Annotated in this window: 14 protein-coding genes; 6 read left to right on the top strand and 8 right to left on the bottom strand. The window is 61.2% G+C overall.

Annotation, left to right across the window (positions count from 1 at the left end; genetic code table 11):
* Nucleotides 1-55: 55 nt before the first annotated feature.
* The 4 genes from yvcK (at nucleotide 56) to pmrB (ending at nucleotide 4,463) form a co-directional block, all read left to right on the top strand.
* Nucleotides 56-964 (top strand): uridine diphosphate-N-acetylglucosamine-binding protein YvcK, encoded by a 909-nt coding sequence (yvcK, locus tag ENTCL_RS15105; RefSeq protein WP_013367017.1) that lies wholly within the window; start codon nucleotides 56-58, stop codon nucleotides 962-964.
* Between the two features lie 109 nt (nucleotides 965-1,073).
* Nucleotides 1,074-2,711: a phosphoethanolamine transferase EptA gene (gene eptA / locus ENTCL_RS15110; RefSeq protein WP_013367018.1), complete on the top strand. Its 1,638-nt coding sequence runs from the start codon at nucleotides 1,074-1,076 to the stop codon at nucleotides 2,709-2,711.
* A gap of 6 nt (nucleotides 2,712-2,717) precedes the next feature.
* Nucleotides 2,718-3,389 (top strand): two-component system response regulator PmrA, encoded by a 672-nt coding sequence (gene pmrA, locus ENTCL_RS15115; RefSeq protein ID WP_013367019.1) that lies wholly within the window; start codon nucleotides 2,718-2,720, stop codon nucleotides 3,387-3,389.
* A 6-nt stretch (nucleotides 3,390-3,395) separates the two neighbouring features.
* Nucleotides 3,396-4,463 (top strand): two-component system sensor histidine kinase PmrB, encoded by a 1,068-nt coding sequence (gene pmrB, locus ENTCL_RS15120; protein WP_275249008.1) that lies wholly within the window; start codon nucleotides 3,396-3,398, stop codon nucleotides 4,461-4,463.
* A gap of 62 nt (nucleotides 4,464-4,525) precedes the next feature.
* On the opposite strand, the gene uvrB is transcribed toward pmrB, so the two are convergent.
* The 5 genes from uvrB to bioB form a co-directional block, all read right to left on the bottom strand.
* Nucleotides 4,526-6,547, bottom strand: coding sequence for an excinuclease ABC subunit UvrB (uvrB, locus tag ENTCL_RS15125; RefSeq protein WP_013367021.1), 2,022 nt, complete (start codon nucleotides 6,545-6,547; stop codon nucleotides 4,526-4,528).
* Between the two features lie 610 nt (nucleotides 6,548-7,157).
* Complete coding sequence (gene bioD, locus ENTCL_RS15130; RefSeq protein ID WP_013367023.1) at nucleotides 7,158-7,847, bottom strand: dethiobiotin synthase; 690 nt, start codon at nucleotides 7,845-7,847, stop codon at nucleotides 7,158-7,160.
* The gene (gene bioC, locus ENTCL_RS15135; protein ID WP_013367024.1) at nucleotides 7,840-8,595 is read right to left on the bottom strand and encodes a malonyl-ACP O-methyltransferase BioC; all 756 of its coding nucleotides are present in this window, start codon (nucleotides 8,593-8,595) and stop codon (nucleotides 7,840-7,842) included. Before bioC ends, bioD begins: the two co-directional genes overlap by 8 nt.
* A complete protein-coding gene (gene bioF, locus ENTCL_RS15140) occupies nucleotides 8,579-9,733 on the bottom strand; it encodes an 8-amino-7-oxononanoate synthase (RefSeq protein ID WP_013367025.1) in 1,155 nt (384 codons plus the stop codon). Before bioF ends, bioC begins: the two co-directional genes overlap by 17 nt.
* On the bottom strand, nucleotides 9,730-10,770 hold the full coding sequence (gene bioB, locus ENTCL_RS15145; RefSeq protein ID WP_013367026.1) for a biotin synthase BioB: 1,041 nt from the start codon (nucleotides 10,768-10,770) through the stop codon (nucleotides 9,730-9,732). The genes bioF and bioB overlap by 4 nt, the downstream gene beginning before the upstream one ends.
* An 86-nt stretch (nucleotides 10,771-10,856) precedes the next feature.
* Here bioB and bioA point away from each other — a divergent pair, with 86 nt between their 5' ends.
* Both bioA and ENTCL_RS15155 read left to right on the top strand, forming a co-directional pair.
* A complete protein-coding gene (gene bioA, locus ENTCL_RS15150) occupies nucleotides 10,857-12,146 on the top strand; it encodes an adenosylmethionine--8-amino-7-oxononanoate transaminase (protein ID WP_420805073.1) in 1,290 nt (429 codons plus the stop codon).
* 43 nt (nucleotides 12,147-12,189) lie between these two features.
* A complete protein-coding gene (locus ENTCL_RS15155; RefSeq protein ID WP_013367028.1) occupies nucleotides 12,190-12,666 on the top strand; it encodes a kinase inhibitor in 477 nt (158 codons plus the stop codon).
* 41 nt (nucleotides 12,667-12,707) lie between these two features.
* Here ENTCL_RS15155 and ENTCL_RS15160 read toward each other — a convergent pair whose 3' ends face one another.
* From ENTCL_RS15160 to hutU, 3 genes are all read right to left on the bottom strand, one after another.
* Entirely contained in the window at nucleotides 12,708-14,099 is a 1,392-nt protein-coding gene (locus tag ENTCL_RS15160) for an amino acid permease (protein WP_013367029.1), read from the bottom strand.
* 98 nt (nucleotides 14,100-14,197) lie between these two features.
* On the bottom strand, nucleotides 14,198-15,730 hold the full coding sequence (hutH, locus tag ENTCL_RS15165; protein WP_013367030.1) for a histidine ammonia-lyase: 1,533 nt from the start codon (nucleotides 15,728-15,730) through the stop codon (nucleotides 14,198-14,200).
* Nucleotides 15,727-17,415: a urocanate hydratase gene (gene hutU, locus ENTCL_RS15170; RefSeq protein WP_013367031.1), complete on the bottom strand. Its 1,689-nt coding sequence runs from the start codon at nucleotides 17,413-17,415 to the stop codon at nucleotides 15,727-15,729. Before hutU ends, hutH begins: the two co-directional genes overlap by 4 nt.
* Nucleotides 17,416-17,467: the final 52 nt, after the last annotated feature.

Raw genomic sequence — 17,467 nt, forward strand, 5'->3', positions numbered from 1 at the left:
CGTCTTTTAGGGGTAGTTCGGATACTCTTAGGTTGTTTAAGTCATAAGGAATTTTATGCGCAATCGTACTTTTGCGGATCTCGATCGCGTCGTCGCGCTGGGCGGCGGGCACGGTCTGGGACGCGTGATGTCCTCCCTCTCTTCGCTGGGATCTCGTTTAACCGGGATTGTTACGACCACGGATAACGGCGGATCCACCGGACGCATTCGCCGCTCGGAGGGCGGTATCGCCTGGGGAGATATGCGCAATTGCCTGAACCAGCTGATTACCGAACCCAGCGTGGCGTCGGCGATGTTTGAGTACCGTTTTAGCGGTAATGGCGAACTTTCCGGCCATAACCTCGGAAATTTGATGCTAAAGGCGCTGGATCACCTGAGCGTGCGCCCTCTTGAGGCGATCAATTTAATCAAAAACCTGCTGAAGGTTGACGCCTCGCTGATCCCGATGTCGGAAATGGCCGTCGATCTGATGGCTATCGATGCTGAAGGCCACGAGGTGTACGGCGAAGTCAACATCGACCAGCTCGCGGTGCCGCCAAAAGAGCTCTCGCTCTACCCCGCCGTCGCCACGACCCGGGAAGCGGTGCAGGCCATTGCCCAGGCCGACCTGATACTGATTGGGCCGGGCAGTTTTTACACCAGCCTGATGCCGATTCTGCTGCTGCCGGAGATGGCGCAGGCCCTGCGCCGCACCCCGGCGCCGATGGTCTATATCGCCAACCTCGGGCGGGAACTCAGCCCGGCGGCCGCCAGCCTGACGCTACGGGAACGAGTGAGCACCATGGAGCACTACGTCGGCAAACCGGCGATCGACGCGGTGGTCGTCGGCCCGCATGAGGATATCCGCGGCATGGAAGACCGCGTGGTCATCCAGCGGCCGCTCGAGGCCCGCGATATTCGCTACCGCCACGATCGCCACCTGCTGCGCAAGGCGCTGGAAGACGCGATTCAGTTGCTGGGGTAAACGCAGTTTCCTGCCGAAGGTGACGGACGATGGCTCAGCTTAAAATCTTAAGGTTGTCTTAAAAAACGGCCGTCATCATACCGGCATCATTTTATGCAGGACTCATGTGATGTCTCTATTTTGCCTGCGCCGTCCGGCGCTTGGGCGTTTGACCTATTTGGTTCTTTTTGCCCTTTATATCGCACTCTTTCTGAATATCGCGTTTTACAAACAGGCCTTCGCGCTGCTGCCGGTGGACTCGCTGCATAACGCGCTGGTCTTTCTCTCGATGCCGGTCGTGGCCTTCAGCGTCATCAATATTCTTATCACCCTGGCCTCATTTTTCTGGCTCGATCGCCTGCTGATCACCCTGTTCATCCTGGTAAGCGCCGCCGCGCAGTACTTTATCTTAACCTTCGGCGTGATTATCGATCGCGGGATGATAACCAACATCATCGACACCACCCCGGCCGAAAGCTTTGCGCTGATGTCGACCAAAATGGTCGTCGTCATCCTGCTTTCCGGCATGCTGGCGGTCGCTCTTGCCTGGTGGATCAAAATGAAGAAGCCGGCGCGGGCCTGGCGCAGCATCGCCTTTCGCGCGGGAAGCATCGGCGTTTCTGCGCTGCTCATCGTGGTTGTCGCCCTGCTGTTTTATAAAGATTACGCCTCGCTGTTTCGCAACAACAAAGAGCTGGTGAAATCCCTGAACCCGTCGAACAGCATCGTCGCCGCTAACTCCTGGTATTCGCACCACCAGATGGCGAACCAGCCGCTGATCCGAATCGGTGAAGACGCTACCCAGCGCCCCGAAATGAAGAGCGGCCCGCGCCGCAACCTGACGATTCTGGTGGTGGGGGAAACCACGCGGGCGGAAAACTTCTCGCTCGGCGGCTATTCCCGCAACACCACCCCGCGGCTGGCCAAGGACAACGTGGTTTACTTCCCGAAAACCACCTCCTGCGGCACCGCCACGGCGGTCTCCGTTCCCTGCATGTTCTCCAACATGCCGCGCGCCCGCTACGACGAAGAGCTGGCGCAGCATCAGGAAGGGCTGCTGGACGTCATCCAGCGCGCCGGCGTTAAGGTGCTGTGGAACGAAAACGACGGCGGCTGCAAAGGCGCCTGCGACCGCGTACCGCATCAGGATATGACGGCCCTCAATCTGCCCGGCATGTGTATCGACGGCGAATGCCACGACGACGTGCTGTTCCACGGTCTGGAAACGTACATCGACAACCTGAAAGGCGACGGCGTTATCGTCCTGCACACCATCGGCAGCCACGGCCCGACCTACTACAACCGCTATCGCCCGGAACAGCAGACCTTTACCCCAACCTGCGACAGCAATGAAATCCAGACCTGTACGCAGCAGCAGCTGGTCAACACCTACGACAACACCATTGTCAACGTCGATTACGTTGTCGATAAGGCCATTAAGCTGCTGCAGTCACGGCAGGCGCAGTTCACCACAAGCCTGGTGTACCTCTCGGATCACGGCGAGTCGCTGGGGGAAAACGGCGTCTATCTGCACGGCCTGCCGTGGTCAATCGCGCCGGACACGCAAAAACACGTGCCGATGCTTATCTGGCTGTCTGACGATTACCAGCAGCGCTACGGCGTTAATTACTCGTGCCTGAAGAAGCGCGCCGCCGAGAATGCGTACTCTCAGGATAATCTTTTCTCAACCATGTTAGGTATACTGGGGGTCAGCACCCGGGAATATCAGGCGAGCGATGACATTATCGCGCCGTGCAGAGGAGCATAAATAGAAATGAAAGTGCTGGTTGTTGAAGACGATTCGCTACTGCTGCAAGGACTCATTCTGGCGATGCAGAGCGAAGGGTATGTGTGCGATGGCGTCACCACCGCGCACGAGGCGGCGCTGTGCCTGGCGAACAGCCACTACAGCCTGATGGTGCTGGATCTCGGGCTGCCGGACGAAGACGGGCTGGATTTTCTCAGCCGTATTCGCCGGGAGAAATTCTCCCTGCCGGTTCTGATCCTGACCGCCCGGGATACCGTCAATGACCGTATTGAGGGCCTCGACACCGGCGCTGACGACTATCTGGTGAAACCGTTCGCTCTGGAAGAACTCAACGCCCGCGTCCGCGCGCTGCTGCGCCGTCACAACAATCAGGGCGATAACGAAATCAGCGTCGGCAATATCCGCATCAACGTCACCCGTCGCCAGGTCTGGCTGGAGGAGACCCAGCTTGAGCTGACGCCGAAGGAGTACGCCCTGCTGTCGCGCCTGATGGCCAAGGCCGGCAGTCCGGTACACCGGGAAATCCTCTACAACGATATTTATAGCTGGGATAACGAACCGTCCACCAACACCCTGGAAGTCCATATCCATAACCTGCGCGATAAGATTGGCAAATCGCGGATCCGCACCGTACGCGGGTTTGGCTATATGCTGGTGAAATCCGGAGACGTTGAGTAAGTGAAGCTGCCTTCTGCCCGTGAAAAATGGACGATGCGTCGCCAGCTTCTGCTGACCATCGCGACTATCCTGCTGGTCTGCCAGCTTATCAGCGTGTTCTGGCTGTGGCATGAGAGCAAAGAGCAGATCCAGCTGCTGGTCGAAAGCGCTATCCACGGGCACAACAACCGCAAGCACATTGAGCATGAGGTGCGTGAAGCGGTGGCGAGCCTGCTGATTCCCAGCCTGCTGATTATCGGCCTGGCGCTGTGGATAAGCCTGCAGGCGGTCAAGCGCATCACCCGCCCGCTCTACGATCTCCAGCAGGAGCTGAACAGCCGCACGCCGGACAACCTGCAGCCCATCACCCTGCCGGAGTCGGTCAGCGAAGTGGACGCGGTGACCGCCGCCATCAACCAGCTGGTTGAGCGGCTTAATCTGACGCTGGACCGCGAGCGCATGTTTACCGCCGACGTGGCGCACGAGCTGCGCACCCCGCTGGCGGGCCTGAAGCTGCATCTGGAGCTGATGGCTAAAGTGCACGGCGTGAAGGTCGAGCCGTTGCTGCAACGTCTCGACCAGATGACCGACAGCATTACGCAGCTGCTGCAGCTGGCGCGGGTTGGACAATCCTTTTCCGCGGGAAGCTATCAGCAGGTCATGCTAATCGCCGACGTCGTTTTACCGATTCAGGGCGAGCTGGAAACGATGCTGGCCCATCGCGGGCAAACGCTGCGGGTGCCTGACGGAGTAAACGACGTCACGGTGTCCGGCGACGCGACGCTGCTGCGGGTGCTGCTGCGCAATCTGGTGGAAAACGCCCATCGCTACAGCCCGGAAAACTCGGTGATTACGATCGGCGTCTCGCCGGGATCGCTTGCCGTCGAAGACGAAGGTCCGGGAATCGACGAGGCCAAAAGCGGGGAGCTCAGCAAAGCCTTTGTGCGTATGGACAGCCGCTACGGCGGCATTGGGCTCGGCTTAAGCATTGTGACCCGTATCGCCCAGTTGCACGATGCGCAGTTCTTTTTGAACAACCGCAAGCCGGAGCCGGGCGCACGCGCGTGGGTGAAATTTCCGCGGCGGTTACGTTAAAACCCCTCGCGGCGTGAAAGTCCGTCAACCGAAAGAGCCTGTCATTACAGGCTCTTTTCGTTTCAGGATGCGACGATAAACAGCTCCCGTAGCTGGTGCAGCTGGTCGCGGATCTGCGCGGCTTCCTCGAATTCGAGGTTCTGCGCATGCTGCATCATCTGCCCTTCCAGCTCGTGGATTTTTTGCTGCAGCGCTTTCGGCGTCAGCGCTTTTTCCACCGCCTCGGTCTGCGCGGCCGTACGGGATTTCCCGCGGCCCTTGCCGCGCGTTTTCGCCAGCCCCTCGCCGAGCGCCAGAATATCGACCACCTTCTTATTCAGACCCTGCGGCACGATGCCGTGTTCTTCATTGTACTGCGACTGCTTCTCGCGACGACGCTCGGTCTCGCCGATCGCTTTCGCCATCGACGGCGTAATTTTATCGCCGTACAGAATCGCCTTCCCGTTGACGTTGCGCGCCGCGCGTCCAATGGTCTGAATCAGCGAGCGCTCGGAGCGCAGGAAGCCCTCTTTATCGGCATCCAGAATCGCCACCAGCGAAACTTCCGGCATATCCAGCCCTTCTCGCAGCAGGTTGATGCCCACCAGCACGTCAAACTCGCCGAGGCGCAGGTCGCGAATGATCTCCATCCGCTCAACGGTGTCGATATCCGAGTGCAGGTAACGAACCCGCTCGCCGTGCTCCTCAAGATATTCCGTTAAATCTTCCGCCATGCGCTTGGTCAGCGTCGTCACCAGCACGCGCTCGTTGATGGCGGCGCGCAGGCGAATTTCGGACAGCAGGTCATCCACCTGGGTGGAAACCGGGCGAACTTCGATAATCGGATCGAGCAGACCGGTAGGACGCACCACCTGGTCAATCACCTCGCCGCCGGATTTCTCCAGCTCATAGTTGCCAGGCGTCGCGGAAACATAAATGGTTTGCGGCGCCAGCGCTTCAAACTCTTCAAATTTCAGCGGACGGTTATCCAGCGCCGAAGGCAGACGAAAGCCGTACTCCACCAGCGTCTCTTTACGCGCCCGGTCGCCGCGGAACATTCCGCCGATCTGCGGGATCGTCACATGCGATTCGTCGATCACCAGCAGGCCATCTGCAGGCAGGTAGTCGAACAGCGTCGGCGGCGGCTCGCCCGGGCCGCGGCCGGACAGAAAGCGCGAGTAGTTTTCAATGCCCGAGCAGTAGCCCAGCTCGTTCATCATTTCAAGGTCAAACTGGGTGCGCTGGCTCAGGCGCTGCTCTTCAAGCAGCTTGTTGTTCGCCAGCAGCACTTTGCGCCGGTCGACCAGCTCCTCTTTGATCTCCTCCATCGCCTGCAGAATGCGTTCACGCGGGGTCACGTAGTGCGTTTTCGGATAGATGGTATAACGCTGAATGGTTGACTCTACATGTCCGGTGAGCGGGTCGAACAGCGACAGGCGCTCAACCTCCTCGTCGAACAGCTCAACGCGCAGCGCGATATCGTCCGATTCCGCCGGGAAAATATCGATCACCTCGCCGCGCACGCGGAAGGTGCCGCGCTGGAAGGCCTGATCGTTGCGGGTGTACTGCAGCTCCGCCAGCCGACGCAGAATAGCGCGCTGATCGATGATCATCCCGACCGTCATGTGCAGCATCATTTTCAGGTACAGATCCGGGTCGCCCAGGCCGTAAATGGCGGACACCGACGCCACAACCACGACGTCCCGCCGCTCGAGCAGCGCTTTCGTCGCCGAAAGGCGCATCTGTTCGATGTGCTCGTTTACCGACGCGTCCTTCTCGATGAAGGTATCGGAGCTTGGCACGTACGCTTCCGGCTGGTAGTAGTCGTAGTAGGAAACGAAGTACTCCACCGCGTTTTCAGGGAAAAACTCCTTCATTTCGCCATACAGCTGCGCCGCCAGCGTTTTGTTGGGCGCCAGCACCATGGTCGGCCGCTGCAGGTTATTAATGACATTGGCGATGGTAAACGTCTTCCCCGACCCCGTCACGCCAAGCAGCGTCTGGTGCGCGAGGCCGTCTTCAAGCCCCTCTTCCAGGCGGCGAATAGCCTCAGGCTGATCGCCTGAAGGACGGAAAGCGGAATGCAATGTAAACGGTTTACTCATGGATGGCGGCCTGATGAAGGATAAGCGAGCAGGTGATTAATTCTACTCGCCAGACGCTATTTTGCCAACAAATTATACTGGATAAAAAAACAGTAGCGTATTATGGTATCCGTGTTACCCGAAAAGGAGACCCGTAGAAGCCGGGGAAATTTTCGCTGCGGCAAGATAAAACGCCAGCCCTTTGCGGTTATCCCCAGAATTTTTTTCGTCTTTAACATTTGTCAAGACGTGCGATGCATCTTTTGCGTCAGCGGGTGACACTTTTCTGACAGGCATTGCTTTTATTTAACTTACTAATAAATAAATAAAATACCTAAAAGCCGCGTTTCGCACCAATTTAGTCGCAGGCCGCGTATTCTCTCGTATGCCACGTGTTTTCTAACTCTAATACACAAGGTTATCCACAGGAATAGTGGATAACTGTCTGCAGCCCATATCCCCTGCCCCTCGCACAAATCGAAACTCACCCGAAAGAATGAGGACAAAAAATTTTTTATCGCTATTTTTTGACTTTTATCAGCTAAGCGAAAGGGGTCAGTTATGGAATATTGCTCACATTTCAATCCATAAGCATGATGCCAGGCGCACAACACCCGGCATCAGAGAAACGTCAGAGGCTGGTATTAAGTACTGCAAGATCCAGATACTGCCCCAGATCCTGCCGTTCAGCCTCCGCGCCCAGCCAGGGGATCTCCCCCAGCAGCGGCGCCGGTATCAGCTGCTGCAGCGTGGCCATGTATTCCGCATGGCGTTTGCCCGGCGCCTGCACGTCGTTGGCGACCCATCCGGCCAGCCGCAGCCCGGCCTGCCGCACCGCCTGCGCGGTCAGCAGCGCGTGGTTGATGCAGCCAAGCTTCACGCCGACCACCAGGATAACCGGCAGCCGCTCCTGCGCCACCCAGTCGGCAAAGCTCAACGTCGGCGACAGCGGCGTAAACCAGCCCCCGGCGCCCTCCACCAGCACCCACTCCGCCTGCGAGCTCAGCGTCTGTAAACCGGCTGAGAGCCGTGCCGCCTCGATAGGACGCTGTTCGTCGGCGGCGACGATGTGCGGCGAGGTGGGTTCAGCAAAGGTATACGGGTTCACCTGCTCATAGCTGAGCGGCAGGCGGCTGTTGCGCTGGAGCGCCAGCGCGTCGCTATTGCGTAGCCCCTCGGCGGTCATTTCGCTGCCGGAGGCTACCGGTTTGTAGCCCGCGGTCCGTTTTCCGGCGCGGTTCGCCGCCTGCAGCAGCGCGCAGCTGGCGACGGTTTTCCCCACCTCGGTGTCGGTGCCGGTGACAAAATAACGTTCAGTCACGTGTCATCACTCCTGTAAAAATATGGTACGTCAGCGGGCAGGCGCCCTGCTGTTTCGGCCAGGCAAGCTGCAGCTGCTGCAAACGGCTGCGGGTCAACGTCCGGCTGGCGCGTCCTTCGTGCAGATGGGTGGCGCCAATGCCTTTGAGCGAGCGCATGGCGCTCAGCGCATCGGCAAACGGCACGCTCAGCGTCTGTAGCGCAAATTCGCCGCGCAGCCCGCTCAGCGCGCTGTCGAGCGCCTCGCGGGATAAAAAGCGATTGGCGTGCGGCTTTTCGTCGATCGCCCGCCAGGCCTGGCGGAGTTCCGGCAGCGAATCCGCCGCCAGGGTGGTAAACGCCAGCACGCCGCCGGGGCGCAGCATGCGGTAGAGCTCCTGCACCGCATCCTGAAGCGAATCGCACCACTGCACCGCCAGATTGCTCCACACCAGATCGAACTGCGCCGACGCCAGCGGAATAGCTTCAATATCCGCCTGCACGTAATGATCGGCGGCCTGCTGCCGCCGGGCTTCGGCCAGCATCTGCGCGGAGAGATCGAGCGCGGTCACCTCACAGCCGTTGTCGCGCCAGTAGCGGCTGATGCCGCCCGGCCCGCAGCCGGCATCCAGCACCCGCGCAAAACGGCGGGCCGGGAGGCGGGCCATCAGCGCGTCGGCGCTGCGGCGCTGCAGCTCGTTATGCTGCTGATAGTGCGGCGCGGCGCGGCCAAAGGCGGCGGCGACGGCCTGTTTATCGACCGGCGGCATCCAGCACCTCCAGCAACCGATCGATGTCGTCCTGCAAATGCGCCGCCGTAAGGGTAATGCGCAGGCGCGCCGTACCGGCGGGCACCGTCGGCGGACGAATGGCGCTGAGCCAGCAGCCCTGCTGGCGAAGACGTTCTGCCAGCGCCAGCGTCGGCGCATTTTCGCCGACAATAAGCGGCTGGATCGCGCTTTCGGAGGAGGTTAGCCGCCAGCCGAGCTGCTGCGCTCCCTGGCGAAAACGACCGATGTGCTGGCGCAGCGTTTCGCGGCGCGCATCGCCCTCCTCGCTCATCACCACCGCCAGCGCTGTCTGCAGCGCCACCGCCTGGGCGGGCGGCATCGCGGTGCTGTAGATCAGATGCCGGGCAAACTGCAGCAGATACTCGGCGACGCTGTCGCTGCACAGCACCGCCGCTCCGCTCAGGCCGAACGCCTTGCCGAAGGTGACGACCAGCAGTTCGGGCTTCACCCCCTGCGCCGCGCAGCTGCCGCGCCCGTCGCCACAAACGCCGATGCCGTGCGCGTCATCCACCATCAGCCAGCCGTTCGCCGACCGCGTACGGGCGGCGATGTCGGCCAGCGGCGCGCTGTCGCCGTCCATGCTGAAAATACCTTCGGTCACCACCAGCTGCTGCCCCGCTACCGGTTTCGCCAGCAGCGTCTGCAGATGTTCGCCGTCGTTATGCGTAAACCGCCGCAGTTCGGCCGGGCTGAGGCTTGCGGCTTCAAGTAGCGAGGCATGGCTCAGCCTGTCGGCGATAATCCGGTCGCCCTTGTGCAGCAATGCGGCGATCGTCGCCTGGTTGGCGGCAAAACCGGAAATAAACAGCAGCGCCCGCGGGTACCCCAGCCGGTCGGCAAGCGCCGCCTCCAGCGCCTGGTGCGCCACGCTGTAGCCGGTCACGTGCCCGGAGCCGCCGCTGCCCGTACCGTACTGCGACGCGCCTTGCTGCCAGGCCGCCACGATCTGCGGATGCTGGCTGAGCCCGAGATAATCGTTGCTGGAAAAATTTAGCCAGCGCGCGTCGCCCTGGCGCAGCCAGCGTCCTGCCCCCTGGCTTACCGGCAGACGTACGCGCAGCGCCTGCGCCGCGCGCCGCTGCATCAGGCTGTCGTCAATCTTCTGCTGCCAGCTCATACCGCCGCCGCGTTGTAGTACGTACTGGTATCCGGCGTCATCAGCGACTGCTCAAGACGCTGCTGCTGCTCGTTGTCTCCCGCCAGCACCTGCGTTTGCTGCGGGTTAATGCCGAGCTTGCGGAACAGCAGCAGATCGTTGTCCTCCTCCGGGTTCGGCGTGGTCAGCAGCTTGCAGCCGTAGAAGATGGAGTTCGCCCCGGCCATGAAGCACATCGCCTGCGTCTGCTCATTCATCTTCTCGCGTCCGGCGGAAAGGCGGACGTGCGAGGTCGGCATCATGATGCGCGCCACGGCGATGGTGCGGATAAAATCAAACGCATCGACATCGTCGTTGTCCTCAAGCGGCGTGCCCTTCACCTTCACCAGCATGTTGATCGGCACGCTTTCCGGCGGGGTCGGCAGGTTGGCCAGCTGCAGCAGCAGACCGGCGCGATCCTTCACCGTCTCGCCGAGGCCCACAATGCCGCCCGAGCAGACCTTAATCCCGGCGTCGCGCACCTTATCGAGCGTATCCAGACGCTCCTGATAGGTGCGGGTGGTAATGATGTTGCCGTAGAATTCCGGCGACGTATCCAGGTTATGGTTGTAGTAATCGAGCCCCGCAGAGGCCAGGCGCTGCGCCTGATCGTCCGACAACGTGCCCAGGGTCATACAGGCTTCCAGCCCCATCTCCTTCACGCCTTTGACCATTTGCTCGAGGTACGGCATGTCGCGCTCGTGCGGGTTTTTCCACGCGGCGCCCATGCAGAAGCGGGTTGAACCGGCGTTTTTCGCTTTACGCGCCGAATCCAGCACCTGCTCTACTTCCATCAGGCGCTCCGTCTCCAGCCCGGTTTTGTAGCGGGCGCTTTGCGGGCAATATTTGCAGTCCTCCGGGCAGGCGCCGGTCTTAATCGACAGCAGCGTGCTGACCTGAACCTGCCGCGGGTCGAAGTGCTGACGATGCACCTGCTGGGCTTCAAACAGCAGTTCCAGCAGCGGCTTTTCAAATAATTCAGTAACCTGCGACATTGTCCAGCGAGTGTGGTGAGCCATTGGCCTCTCCAAAGTGTTTTGTTTATTTCTGGGTTCCGTGTAAGCTCGTAAACCTAAAACTTTTCAAAATGGTTTACAAGTCGATTATGACGCAGGACGATCTCGCTTTCGATCAACGCCACATCTGGCACCCCTATACGTCAATGACGTCTCCGCTGCCGGTATACCCGGTCGCCGCCGCCCACGGCTGCGAGCTGACGCTGGCCACCGGCGAGCGCCTGGTGGACGGTATGTCCTCCTGGTGGGCGGCTATTCACGGCTACAACCACCCGCAGCTGAATGCGGCGATGAAAGCGCAGATTGACCAGATGTCCCATGTCATGTTCGGCGGGATCACCCATGCGCCCGCAATCGCGCTGTGCCGTCGGCTGGTAGCGATGACGCCCGCGCCGCTGGAGTGCGTGTTTCTCGCCGACTCCGGGTCGGTGGCGGTGGAAGTGGCGATGAAAATGGCGCTGCAGTACTGGCATGCCAAAGGCGAACCGCGACGCCGTTTCCTGACCTTTCGCAACGGCTACCATGGCGATACCTTCGGTGCGATGTCGGCCTGCGATCCCGACAGCTCAATGCACAGCCTGTGGAAGGGCTACCTGCCGGAAAACCTGTTCGCGCCAGCGCCGCAGAGCCGCTTCGACGGCACATGGGACGAACACGATATGGTGGCGTTTGCCCGCCTGATGGCCGCGCATCGCCATGAAATCGCGGCGGTTATCCTCGAACCTATCGTCCAGGGCGCGGGCGGGATGCGCATGTATCATCCTGAGTGGCTCAGACGCATCCGCAGGATGTGCGACCGCGAAGGCATCCTGCTGATTGCCGATGAAATCGCCACCGGCTTTGGGCGCACCGGCAGGCTGTTCGCCTGCGAGCATGCGGGCATCGCCCCTGACATTCTCTGCCTCGGCAAAGCGCTGACCGGCGGCACCATGACCCTCTCCGCCACTCTGACCACCCGCACCGTCGCCGACACCATCAGCGACGGCGAAGCGGGCTGCTTTATGCACGGCCCGACGTTTATGGGCAACCCGCTGGCCTGCGCGGTGGCGGGGGCCAGCCTGGCGCTGCTGGAAAGCGGCGAGTGGCAGGCCCAGGTCGCGGCAATTGAAGCCCAGCTGCGCGCCGCGCTGATGCCGCTGAAAGCGGCGCCGCAGGTGGCGGACGTGCGCGTGCTCGGCGCTATCGGCGTGGTGGAAACCCGCGAGCCGGTCGATATGGCCCGGCTGCAGAAGTTCTTTGTTGCGCAAGGGGTGTGGATCCGCCCGTTCGGTCGGCTGATTTACCTGATGCCGCCGTATCTGATAACCCCCGAACAGCTCGCCCGGCTCACCGATGCGGTGAAAGCCGCTCTGAACGACAACACGCATTTCGCCGTCTGAGCTACACTTCGAGGTTATTCAGGGCATTGAATGAGGTGAAACGATGAAAATCAGCAGTCATGATATACAGGACGGCGCCACGCTGCCCAACCGCCAGGTGTTCAACGGCATGGGCTACAGCGGCGACAATATTTCCCCGCATCTCGCCTGGGACGAGGTGCCTGCCGGCACCAAAAGCTTTGTCGTCACCTGTTACGATCCCGATGCGCCGACCGGCTCCGGCTGGTGGCACTGGGTGGTGGTGAATCTGCCGGCGGATACCCGCGAGCTGCCGGAAGGCGCGGGCTCAGGGATTGCGCCGCTGCCCGCGGGGGCGCTACAGACGCGCACCGATTTTGGTCAGGCCGGCTACGGCGGTTCCGCCCCGCCCAAAGGCGAAAGGCACCGCTATATCTTTACGGTGCATGCGCTGGATGTGGCGAAGCTGGACGTTGACGAAGACGCCAGCGGCGCGATGGTCGGCTTCAACGTGCATTTCCATTCGCTGGACAGCGCGTCGATAACCGCGCTGTTTAACTAAGACGCCGTCAATCCCCGCCTGAAACGGCGGGGATATTTACCTCACTCCGTCACCGCAACGGTCACGTTTTTCTTCACCCGCGCGTACCACACCACCGTCAGCAGCGCCAGCCAGACCAGCCCGGCGATAAGCGCTATCCGCGTCTCTTCAAACATGCCCATCACCGCGATCACCACGCCCATAAACAGCAGGGTCAGCAGCGGCGCCACCGGCCACAGCGGCACCGGGAATTCAATCGTCTGGCGCGCTTGCGCCGACAGGCCGCGGCGCATGGAGAAATGCGCCAGCAGGATCATAATCCACACCCACACGGTGGCAAACGCCGCCAGCGAGGCGATCAGCACGAAGATCTGCTCCGGCATCAGATAGTTCAGCACCACTGCCGCCATCAGCGCTGCGCCCATTACCACCACCGTCATCCACGGCACGCCGTTGCTGGCGATGCGCTGGAAGCTTTTCGGCGCCATCCCCTCTTTCGCCATGCCGTACATCATGCGGCCCGCGCCAAAGATGTCGCTGTTGATGGCCGAAATGCTGGCGCTGATGACGATGAGATTGAGAACATTGGCCGCCGACGGAATGCCAAGGCCGCTGAAGATCAGCACAAACGGACTGCCCTGCTGGCCAAAGCTGTTCCACGGAAAAATCGCCATCAGCACCGCCAGCGTGCAGACGTAGAACAGCACGATACGCAGCGGGATGGTGTTAATCGCCTGCGGGATCACCTTCTTCGGGTTCTGCGCTTCGGCCGCCGTCACGCCGATAATCTCCACGCCGCCAAAGGCGAACATCACGATGCCAAGCGACGCCACCACGCCCTGCCAGCCGTTCGGCGCAAAACCGCCGTGGCTCCACAGGTTCTCAAGGCCCGTCGCCGGGAACGCGTGGCCAAAGCCGAAGAAGATAATACCGGCCCCGGCAATCATCATGGCGATAATCGCCACCACCTTAATTAACGACAGCCAGAACTCCATCTCGCCGAAAAAGCGCACGTGGCACAGGTTCATGGCGGCGATAAAGCAGATGATGCTCATCACCCAGATCCAGCGCGGCACATCGGGATACCATAGCCCCATGTAAATGCCGAAGGCGGTGACATCGGCAAGCGCGACGATCACCATCTCAAAGGTATAGGTCCAGCCGGTGATAAAGCCCGCCAGCGGCCCGAGATACTGCCGGGCGTAGCTGCCGAACGAACCGGAAACGGGGTTGCGTACCGCCATTTCCCCCAGCGCGCGCATGACGATAAAAACCGCCGCGCCACCGATGAGATAGGCCAGCAGCACCGCCGGGCCTGCGGCCTGAATTGCGGCCGCCGAGCCGTAAAACAGCCCGGTGCCGATGGCGGAACCGAGCGCGATAAAGCGGATGTGCCGGGCGTTAAGCCCGCGCAGCAGGTGAGGCTTTTGTTGCGATTGTGGTTGTTGTTGCATACAGAAGTGTCCTGATAGTTTTTATATGACGACAATATGCGCGTAGAACGGCCGGGCGGAGAGACTCCACCCGGCGCGGGTACAGAAAACAACAGTGATTAGATCTGGCTTGGCAGTACGGCAGGCAGCAGTCGCGTCAGATGACGCGCCGCCAGAAGCTCGATGGCGTTATCGATATCCGGCGCGAAGAAGCGGTCCTGGGTGTAGTGGGACACGCGCTCACGCAGCAGATGGCGCGCCTCTTCCAGCAGCGGGCTGGAGGCGAGGCCTTCACGCATATCCAGCCCCTGCGCGGCCGCCAGCCACTCCACCGCCAGCACTCCGCGGGTGTTGTCGGCCATCGCCCACAGGCGACGTCCGGCGGCGGGCGCCATCGAGACGTGGTCTTCCTGGTTTGCCGACGTCGGCAGGCTGTCGACGCTGTGCGGGTGCGCCAGCGCTTTGTTTTCGCTCGCCAGCGCCGCCGCGGTCACCTGGGCTATCATAAAGCCGGAGTTCACGCCGCCGTTTTTCACGAGGAACGGCGGCAGCTGCGACATATGGCTGTCCATCATCAGCGCGATACGACGCTCGGACAGCGAGCCGATTTCGGCAATCGCCAGCGCGATGTTATCCGCCGCCATCGCCACCGGCTCCGCGTGGAAGTTACCGCCGGAAATCACCTCATTTTCGCTGGCGAACACCAGCGGATTGTCGGAGACCGCGTTCGCTTCCGCCAGCAGCACTTCTGCCGCCTGGCGCAGCTGCGTCAGGCAGGCGCCCATCACCTGCGGCTGACAGCGCAGGGAGTACGGATCCTGCACCTTATTGCAGTTGTGGTGCGACTGTGAAATCGCGCTGTCGTCGGTCAGCACATGGCGATAGAGCGCCGCGGCGTCAATCTGCCCGCGCTGGCCGCGCGCGTCATGAATGCGCGCATCGAACGGACGGCGCGAGCCAAGGGCGGCTTCGGTCGTCAGCGCGCCGCACACCACCGCCGAGGCGAACAGATCTTCGCCTTCAAACAGGCCACGCAGGGCAAACGCAGTGGACGCCTGGGTGCCGTTCAGCAGCGCCAGACCCTCTTTTGCCGCCAGCGTGATCGGCTGCAGACCGGCCTTACTCAGCGCCTCGGTCGCCGGCATCCACTTGCCGTCAAAACGCGCCTTTCCTTCACCCAGCAGCGTCAGCGACATATGCGCCAGCGGCGCCAGGTCGCCGGACGCGCCGACGGAGCCTTTGGCCGGGATCCACGGCGTAACGCCTTTGTTCACCAGCTGGATCAGCGCCTGTATCACGCTCAGACGAATGCCGGAGAAACCGCGGGCGAGGCTGTTGATCTTCAGCACCATGATCAGCCGCGCCATATCGTCATCCAGCGGTTCGCCAACGCCCGCCGCGTGGGACAGCACCAGCGAACGCTGCAGGTTTTCCAGATCTTCCGTCGAAATACGGGTTTGCGCCAGCAGGCCAAAACCGGTATTGATGCCGTACGCGGTACGCCCTTCGGCGAGAATGGCGTTGACGCAGGCAACGCTCTCATCGATGGCGGCGAACGCGCACTCATCAAGCGTGATCTGCGCCGGATGGCTGTAGATCTCGCGCAGCTGCGCCAGGCTCAGTTGACCAGGAATCAGTGTAACGTTTTTCATTTAGCGTGCCCTTGCGTTGCTGCTACCATCGGAAGATTCAGTCCCTGCTCTGCTGCGCACTCAATCGCAATCTCATAACCCGCATCGGCGTGGCGCATGACGCCGGTCGCCGGGTCGTTATGCAGCACGCGGGCGATACGCGCCGCGGCCTCATCGGTGCCGTCGCAGACGATAACCATACCAGAGTGCTGGGAGAAGCCCATCCCTACGCCGCCGCCGTGATGCAGCGACACCCAGGTCGCGCCGCTGGCGGTGTTCAGCAGGGCGTTAAGCAGCGGCCAGTCGGAGACCGCGTCAGAACCGTCGCGCATGGCTTCAGTTTCACGGTTCGGGCTGGCGACCGAGCCGGAGTCAAGGTGGTCGCGACCGATTACGATCGGCGCGGAGACTTCGCCGCTGCGCACCATTTCGTTAAACGCCAGGCCCAGCTTTTGACGCCACTCCAGCCCCACCCAGCAGATACGCGCCGGCAGGCCCTGGAAGCTGATGCGCTCGCGGGCCATATCCAGCCAGTGATGCAGATGCTTGTCGTCTTTGATTATCTCTTTGACCTTAGCGTCGGTCTTATAAATATCCTGCGGATCGCCGGAGAGCGCGACCCAGCGGAACGGGCCGATACCGCGGCAGAACAGCGGGCGAATATAGGCCGGTACGAAGCCCGGGAAGTCGAACGCGTTGTCGACGCCCATCTCCTTCGCCATCTGGCGGATGTTGTTGCCGTAGTCAAACGTCGGCACGCCCATCTCGCTGAAGGCCAGCATCGCCTGAACGTGCTCGGCCATAGAACGTTTCGCCGCCAGAATCGTCCCCTGCGGATCGGATTCGGCTTTCGCCTGATACTCTTCCCAGCTCCAGCCTTTCGGCAGGTAGCCGTGCAGCGGATCGTGGGCGCTGGTCTGGTCGGTGACCATATCCGGGCGCACGCCGCGTTTTACCAGCTCCGGCACAATGTCAGCCGCGTTGCCGCACAGAGCGATAGACACCGCGCGGCCTTCGGCGGTGTATTTCTTAATGCGCGCCAGCGCATCGTCCAGCGACGTGGCCTGCTCGTCGACATAGCGGGTACGCAGACGGAAATCGATACGGCTCTGCTGGCATTCGATGTTCAGTGAGCATGCGCCCGCCAGCGTCGCCGCCAGCGGCTGCGCGCCGCCCATGCCGCCGAGACCGGCGGTCAGCACCCAGCGCCCCTGCAGGCTGCCTTCATAGTGCTGACGGCCCGCTTCGACGAAGGTTTCGTAGGTGCCCTGCACGATCCCCTGGCTGCCGATGTAGATCCAGCTGCCCGCAGTCATCTGGCCGTACATCGCCAGCCCTTTGGCGTCGAGCTCGTTAAAATGTTCCCAGGTCGCCCAGTGCGGCACCAGGTTAGAGTTGGCGATCAGCACGCGCGGGGCGTTTTCATGGGTTTTGAACACGCCGACCGGTTTGCCGGACTGCACCAGCAGGGTCTCATCGCTTTCCAGCTTTTTCAGCGCGTTCACAATGGCGTCATAACATTCCCAGTTGCGCGCCGCGCGTCCGATACCGCCGTACACCACCAGCTCATGCGGATTTTCGGCCACATCCGGATCGAGGTTGTTCATTAACATACGCAGCGGCGCTTCGGTTAACCAGCTTTTCGCGTTCAGCGTGGTGCCACGCGGCGCGCGTACATCAAGCTTGCGGTATTTGCTTTGCGACATCGGAGTTTCTCCTGACAATTAACGGTGTTTACGTAGATACATATACTTGTCT

The organism is [Enterobacter] lignolyticus SCF1 (genome assembly GCF_000164865.1).
Lineage (GTDB): Bacteria > Pseudomonadota > Gammaproteobacteria > Enterobacterales > Enterobacteriaceae > Enterobacter_B > Enterobacter_B lignolyticus.

What these genes read in the sequence shown, in the direction of transcription:
- yvcK (WP_013367017.1), top strand. Translation starts at nt 56, where the DNA reads ATGCGCAATCGTACTTTTGCGGATCTCGATCGCGTCGTCGCGCTGGGC.
- eptA (WP_013367018.1), top strand. Translation starts at nt 1,074, where the DNA reads ATGTCTCTATTTTGCCTGCGCCGTCCGGCGCTTGGGCGTTTGACCTAT.
- pmrA (WP_013367019.1), top strand. Translation starts at nt 2,718, where the DNA reads ATGAAAGTGCTGGTTGTTGAAGACGATTCGCTACTGCTGCAAGGACTC.
- uvrB (WP_013367021.1), bottom strand. Translation starts at nt 6,547, where the DNA reads ATGAGTAAACCGTTTACATTGCATTCCGCTTTCCGTCCTTCAGGCGAT.
- bioC (WP_013367024.1), bottom strand. Translation starts at nt 8,595, where the DNA reads ATGCCGCCGGTCGATAAACAGGCCGTCGCCGCCGCCTTTGGCCGCGCC.
- bioF (WP_013367025.1), bottom strand. Translation starts at nt 9,733, where the DNA reads ATGAGCTGGCAGCAGAAGATTGACGACAGCCTGATGCAGCGGCGCGCG.
- bioB (WP_013367026.1), bottom strand. Translation starts at nt 10,770, where the DNA reads ATGGCTCACCACACTCGCTGGACAATGTCGCAGGTTACTGAATTATTT.
- bioA (WP_420805073.1), top strand. Translation starts at nt 10,857, where the DNA reads ATGACGCAGGACGATCTCGCTTTCGATCAACGCCACATCTGGCACCCC.
- ENTCL_RS15155 (WP_013367028.1), top strand. Translation starts at nt 12,190, where the DNA reads ATGAAAATCAGCAGTCATGATATACAGGACGGCGCCACGCTGCCCAAC.
- ENTCL_RS15160 (WP_013367029.1), bottom strand. Translation starts at nt 14,099, where the DNA reads ATGCAACAACAACCACAATCGCAACAAAAGCCTCACCTGCTGCGCGGG.
- hutH (WP_013367030.1), bottom strand. Translation starts at nt 15,730, where the DNA reads ATGAAAAACGTTACACTGATTCCTGGTCAACTGAGCCTGGCGCAGCTG.
- hutU (WP_013367031.1), bottom strand. Translation starts at nt 17,415, where the DNA reads ATGTCGCAAAGCAAATACCGCAAGCTTGATGTACGCGCGCCGCGTGGC.